The following is a 6,303-nucleotide window of genomic DNA, read 5'->3' as shown; positions in this document are numbered from 1 at the left end:
GCTCGGAGATGGAGGCGCAGACGGTGACTTCGGTGGGGCCGTAGGCGTTGAGGAGGCGGAGGCGGGAGCCCCAGCGCTGGACGAGCTCGGGAGAGCAGGCCTCACCGGCGGAGATGAGGGTTTGGAGGGAGGGGAGGTCCTCGGGGCGCATCTGGGCGAGGACAGAGGGAGTGAGGGTGACGGCGGAGATGGACTCGTCGCGGAGCAAGTCGCGGAGGGGAGCGCCCGGGAGGAGGCGCTCGCGAGGAGCGAGGACGAGGGTGGAGCCGGCGAGGAGCGCGCCGAAGATTTCAGCGACGGAGGCGTCGAAGCCGAAGGCGGCGTACTGGAGGACGCGGGAAGAGGGTGTGAAGCCGTGGGCGCGGCCGGCGGTGAGGGCGGTGTTGGAGAGGCCGCGGTGCTGGAGAAGGGTGCCCTTGGGAGTGCCGGTGGAGCCGGAGGTGTAGATGACGTAGGCGAGGTTGTCGGCGGAGGTGCCGGAGACCGGAGCGGACTCGGGCTGCGCCGCGATGAAGCTCGCGTCGACGTCGAGCAACACGAGCTGTTGCGCGCTGGTGGGCAACTCGTCGGCGATGTCCTCCGTCGTGACGAGCACGGGAGCGGCGCAGTCACGGAGCATGAACGAGAGCCGCTCGACGGGGTACGAAGGATCGAGCGGGACCCAGGCTCCGCCAGCCTTGAGGATGGCGAGGATGGAGACGACGAGGTCCAGCGAGCGCTCCAGGCAGAGCGCGACGGGGACTTCAGCCCTGATTCCGAGCGAGCGAAGGTGGTTCGCGAGGCGGTTGGCGCGAGCGTCGAGCTGGGCGTAGGTGAGCGACTCGCCCTCGAAACGCAGGGCGGTGGCGTCTGGCGTGCGCGCGGCCTGGGCTTCGAAGAGCGCGTGCGCGGTGGACTCGCGGGGGAAGTCCCGCGCCGTGTCGTTCCACTCGACGAGCACCCGTTGCTGCTCGTCCCGCTGCATCAGCGGCAGCGTGGAGATGGGCGCCTGGGGCTGGGCCGCCGCCGCTTCGAGCACCGTGCTCAGGTGGCTCAGCAGTCCGTTGATGGTGTCCGAGGTGAAGAGGTCCGTGCGGTACTCGACGCTGCAACCCAGGCCCCGTGCCGTCTCCTGGAGGGCGAGGGTGATGTCGAGCCGTGCTGTTCCCGTCTCGCTGCTCAGCGGGCGGAACGTGAGGCCCTGGACCTTCAGCTCCTCGTCTGGCTGGTTCTGGAGCACCAGCTTGACCTGGAAGAGCGGCGCGAAGCCGAGACCGCGCTCGGGGTTGATGGCCTTGACCAGCTCCTCGAACGGCAGATCCTGGTGCGCATAGGCGCCCAGCGTGTCCGTCTTCACGCGCTCCAGCAGCTCACGGAAGGACGGGTTGCCGCCCAGTCGCGCCCGCAGGGCGAGCTGGTTGATGAAGAAGCCGATGAGGCCTTCGGTCTCCGCGCGATTGCGGTTGGCGATGTCGGTGCCGATGACGAAGTCCTGCTGTCCCGAGTAGCGGGACAGGACGACCTGGAAGCCGGCGACCAACGCCATGAAGAGCGTGGTGCCCTCCTGGCGGCACATGGCGTTGAGCGAGTCGACCAGCTCACGCGGGAGCATCCGTTCGACCCGTGCGCCCTGGAAGCCCTGCACCAGCGGACGCGGAAAGTCCGAGGGGAGCTCCAGTTGCAGCGACGCTCCGGACAGATTCTCGCGCCACCAGTCGAGCTGGGCGTCGAGCGCCTCGCCCTGAAGCCACTGGCGCTGCCATACGGAGAAGTCGGCGTACTGGATGGGCAGCGGTGAGAGTTGCGCGGCCTCGCCGCCTGAGAACTGGCGGTAGAAGGCAGCCAGCTCGCGGACGATGACGCTGACAGACCAACCATCCGAGACGATGTGGTGATTGGTGACGAGCAGCAGGTACTCGTCATCGGCAAGGCGCACGAGGGTGGCGTGCACCAGCGGGCCACGAGACATGTCGAAGGAGTGAGTCGCTTCCTCTCGCATGAGCCGCTGGGCTTCGGCGTCGCGCGAGGAGGAGTCCAGGGCGCGCAGGTCGACGACAGGCAGCGCCAGTCGGACATCGGACTGGATGCGCTGGACGGGCTGCCCTTCGTGCATGGCGAAGTGGGTGCGAAGCACCTCGTGCCGCTCAATCAGCGCGTTGAAGGACTGGCGCAGGGCCTCCGTGTGGAGATTGCCGGTGAGCTTGAGAGCCCAGGGGATGTTGAAGGTGGAAGCGCCAGGATCGAGCTGGTCGAGGAACCAGAGGCGCTGCTGAGCGAAGGAGAGCGGCAGCGGCTGAGTGCGGTCGACAGGGACGAGTGCCGGCTGGCGAGACGAGGAGCCGTGGAGCAATTCCAGCCGCTCGGAGAGAAGCGCGACGGTGGGAGAAGAGAAGAGCTCACCGAGGGGCAACTCGACGTCGAAGGTGGAGCGGATGCGTGAGACGACTTGAGTGGCGAGGAGGGAGTGGCCGCCCAACTCGAAGAAGTCGCCGTGGACGCTGACGCGCTCCAGGCCGAGGACGTCGGCGAAGATGGAGGCGAGGCGCGTCTGGGTAGGCGTGGAAGGCGGGACGAAGTCGTCGCCGGAGGCGTCCGCGGCGGCGAAGTCGGGAGGAGGGAGGGCCTTCCTGTCGAGCTTGCCGTTGGCGGAGAGCGGGAAGGCCGGGAGAGAGACGAGGGCCGCCGGCACCATGTACTCGGGCAGGCGCTGGAGAAGGAAGGCGCGCAGAGCCGAGGCGTCGACGGAGGATTCGTCGGAGGTGAAGTAGGCGACGAGGCGCTTGTCACCGGGGACGTCCTCACGGGCGAGGACGACGGCTTCCTGGATGCCGGAGAAGAGGCGGACGGCGGCCTCGACTTCGCCCAGCTCGATGCGGAAGCCGCGGACCTTCACCTGGAAGTCGGAGCGGCCGAGGAACTCGAGGGTGCCGTCGGCGAGCCAGCGGACGCGGTCGCCGGTGCGGTAGAGGCGAGCACCAGGGGTGCTGCTGAAGGGGTGCGGAACGAAGCGCTCAGCGGTGAGGTCGGCGCGGTTGAGGTAACCCCAAGCCAGGCCGTCACCACCGACGAAGAGCTCTCCCGGGACGCCTGGAGGGAGCGGCTGGAAGGAGGCGTCGAGGACGAAGGCGGAGGAGTTGGAGAGGGGCGCGCCGATGGGGACGGAGCGAGAGACGGAGTCTCCGTGCCGCAGCGAGTGAGTGGCGGAGAAGGTGGTGTTCTCGGTGGGGCCGTAGCCGTTGACGAGGACGTGGCCCGAAGGGATGCGGGCGAGGTACTCGCGGACGCGGGAAGGCGGAAGGACGTCGCCACCAGCGAGCACCTGGCGCACCCCGGCGAGTGCAGCGGGCTGAGTGGCGACCATCTGCTCGAAGAGCGCGGCCGTCAGCCAGAGAGAGGTGATGCCCTCACGGACGAGCAGCGAGCCCAACTCCTCGAGTGACAGCGAATGCGGAGGAGCGAGGACGAGCTTGGAGCCGTGGAGGAGGGCACCCCAGATTTCGAGGGTGGAGGCGTCGAAGGCGACAGGAGCGGCGTGGAGCCAGACGTCGGAAGAAGAGAAGGAGATGAAGGAAGAAGAGACGAGGCGGGTGACGCCGCGGTGAGGGACGCAGACACCCTTGGGTTCACCCGTGGAGCCAGAGGTGAACATGACGTAGGCGAGGTCATCGCCCGTCACGGCACCTGCGAGGGGTGAAGAGGGCTGGCGCGCGATACGCGAGGCCTCCTCATCAATGACGAGGAGGACCGCGCCAAAGGCAGGCAAGTCGTCGACGACATCGGAGTGGGAGAGGACGACGCCAGCAGCGGACTCACGGAGGACGAAGGCGAGGCGCTCGGAGGGCCAGGCCTTGTCGAGAGGGACGTAGGCCGCCCCCGCCTTGATGATGGCGAGGAGGGAGACAATGAGGTCCGCGGAGCGGTCAAGCCGGACAGCGACGCGCGAGCCCGGGAGCACACCCAGCGAGCGCAGGTAGTGAGCGAGCTGGTTGGAGCGCGCATCGAGCTGGGCGTAGGAGAGTGACTCCTCACCGGAGACAACAGCGACAGCGTCGGGAGTGCGAGCGGCCTGCTGCGCGAAGAGTCCATGGATGGACGCGTCGCGCGGGTAATCGCTAACAGCCCCATTCCAGCCCGTGAGTACCTGCTGCTTCTCTTCCAACGTGAGCAGCGGAATCAGACCGAGCTGTGCATCGGGGGCGGAACGCAGCGCTTCAATCAGTACGGCGTAGTGACGCGAGAGGCGCTCCATGGTCGCCGCGTCAAAGAGGTCGGTGTTGTAGTTGAAGACACCGGTGAAACCGTCGCTGCGCTCTTCGAGCAAGAGGCTGATGTCGTACTTCGAGGACTCGACGCTCGGCTGCAGCGCGCCCAGCGTGATGCCGGGGAGCTCGAGCTCCTCTTCAGGAGCGTTCTGAAAAGTGAAAGTGACCTGGAAGAGGGGGGAGCGGGAGAGGTCGCGCTGGGGCTGCAGCTCCTCGACGAGCTTCTCGAAGGGAATGTCCTGATGCTCGTAGGCGGCCAGCGTGGACAGGCGCACCTTCGAGAGCAACTGACGGAACGACTGCTTCGGATCGAGGCGGGCGTGGAAGACAAGGGTGTTGACGAAGAAGCCGATGAGACCCTCGGTCTCGGAGCGGTTGCGGTTGGCGAGAGGCGAGCCCACCGAAACGTCTTCCTGACCCGAGTAGCGGGAGAGCAGGAGCTGGAAGGAAGCCAGCAGCACCATGAAGGGCGTGGCGCCTTCGCGCTGCGCGAGCGCCTTCACCCAGTCGCTCGACTGTCTGGAGAGGGTCACGGGGACGATGGCGCCCCCATAGGTCTGAACGGCGGGACGAGGCCTGTCGGTGGGCAGCTCGAGAGAGGTCGAGGCACCGGCGAGCTGGTTCCGCCACCAGTCGATCTCGGACGCGAGGACGTCACCCTGGAGCCACTGGCGCTGCCAGACGGAGAAGTCGGCGTACTGGATGGGCAGGGGGGCGAGCTGAGCGGGTTCTCCCCCGGCGAACTGACGGTAGAAGGAGGCGAGCTCGCGGACGATGATGGCGACAGACCATCCGTCGGAGACGATGTGGTGTGCGGTGGCGAGCAGGAGATGCTCGTCGTCACTCAAGCGCACCAGGGTCGCGTGGACCAGCGGACCCCGAGACAGGTCGAATGAATGCAGTGCCTCCCCGCGCATCAGGCGCTGGGCTTCCGCGTCTCGCTCCTGCTGCGGCAGCGCGCGGAGGTCGACGCGCGGAATCTCCAGCACGACGTCCTGCTGGATGCGCTGGACGGGCTGACCCTCGTGAATGGCGAAGTGGGTGCGCAGCACCTCGTGCCGCTGAACCAGCGCGCGGAGGGACAGGAGCAGCGCGTTTGAATCCAGGGTTCCGGTGAGCTTGAGCGCCCACGGGATGTTGTATGCGGAGCCGCCGGGCTGGAGCTGATCCAGGAACCACAGACGCTGCTGCGCGAAGGAGAGCGGCAGCGGCCGAGAACGGTCGACAGGGACGAGTGCGGGGACCTTCGAGTCGACGGAGTATTGCTCCAGCCGCTCGGCGAGCTGCGCGACGGAGGGCGCTTCGAAGAGCTCGCGGAGGGGGAGCTCGATGTTGAAGGTGGAGCGGATGCGGGAGACGACCTGCGTGGCGAGCAAGGAGTGGCCACCGAGTGCGAAGAAGCTGTCGGTGACGCTGACGCGAGGCAGGTTGAGGACGGAGCAGAAGAGCTCGGCGAGCTTCTCCTCGGTGGGGGTGCGAGGCGCGACGAAGGTGGCCTCGTCCGTGAGGCTGGCCGCGTCGGGAGCGGGCAGCAGCCTCCTGGCGATCTTCCCGCTGGGCGTCAGCGGCAGGGCCTCCAGGGGGACGAAGACGGAGGGCACCATGTACTCGGGCAGCCGCTTGAGGAGGGCGGAGCGGAGTGCTTCGGGAGTGGCGGCGTCCGCCTCGGAGCCGGGGACGAAGTAGCCGACGAGGCGCTTGGCGCCGGGGACGTCCTCGCGGACGAGCGCAGCGGCGTCGCGGATGCCGGGCAGGGAGCGCAGCGCGGCCTCGACTTCGCCGAGCTCGACGCGGAAGCCGCGCAGCTTCACTTGCCCATCGAGGCGACCGAGGAACTCGACGGTACCGTCAGCCGTCCAGCGAGCGGAGTCGCCGGTGCGGTAGAGGCGAGCGCCGGGAGTCGACGCGAAGGGATGGGGGACGAACTTCTCCGCCGTCAGCTCGGGGCGGCCAGGGTAGCCGAGCGCGAGGTGGGCGCCGCCGATGAAGAGCTCGCCGGGCACGCCAATGGGAGAGGGCAGGCCGAGAGCGTCGAGGACGAAGAGCTGGGTGTGGGGAAGCG

Annotated in this window: 1 protein-coding gene (running past one end of the window); it reads right to left on the bottom strand. The window is 68.0% G+C overall.

The genetic code is table 11. The features are described 5' to 3' along the window. On the bottom strand, positions 1-6,303 hold part of the coding region annotated (locus LZ199_RS34410) for a non-ribosomal peptide synthase/polyketide synthase (protein ID WP_253997998.1) (this coding region is incomplete at its 3' end). 21,550 nt of the annotated region lie beyond the right edge of the window; 6,303 of 27,853 annotated nt are visible.

It is taken from the genome of Myxococcus qinghaiensis, from assembly GCF_024198215.1.
Lineage (GTDB): Bacteria > Myxococcota > Myxococcia > Myxococcales > Myxococcaceae > Myxococcus > Myxococcus qinghaiensis.
This window is presented reverse-complemented; position numbering and strand designations above follow the sequence as displayed.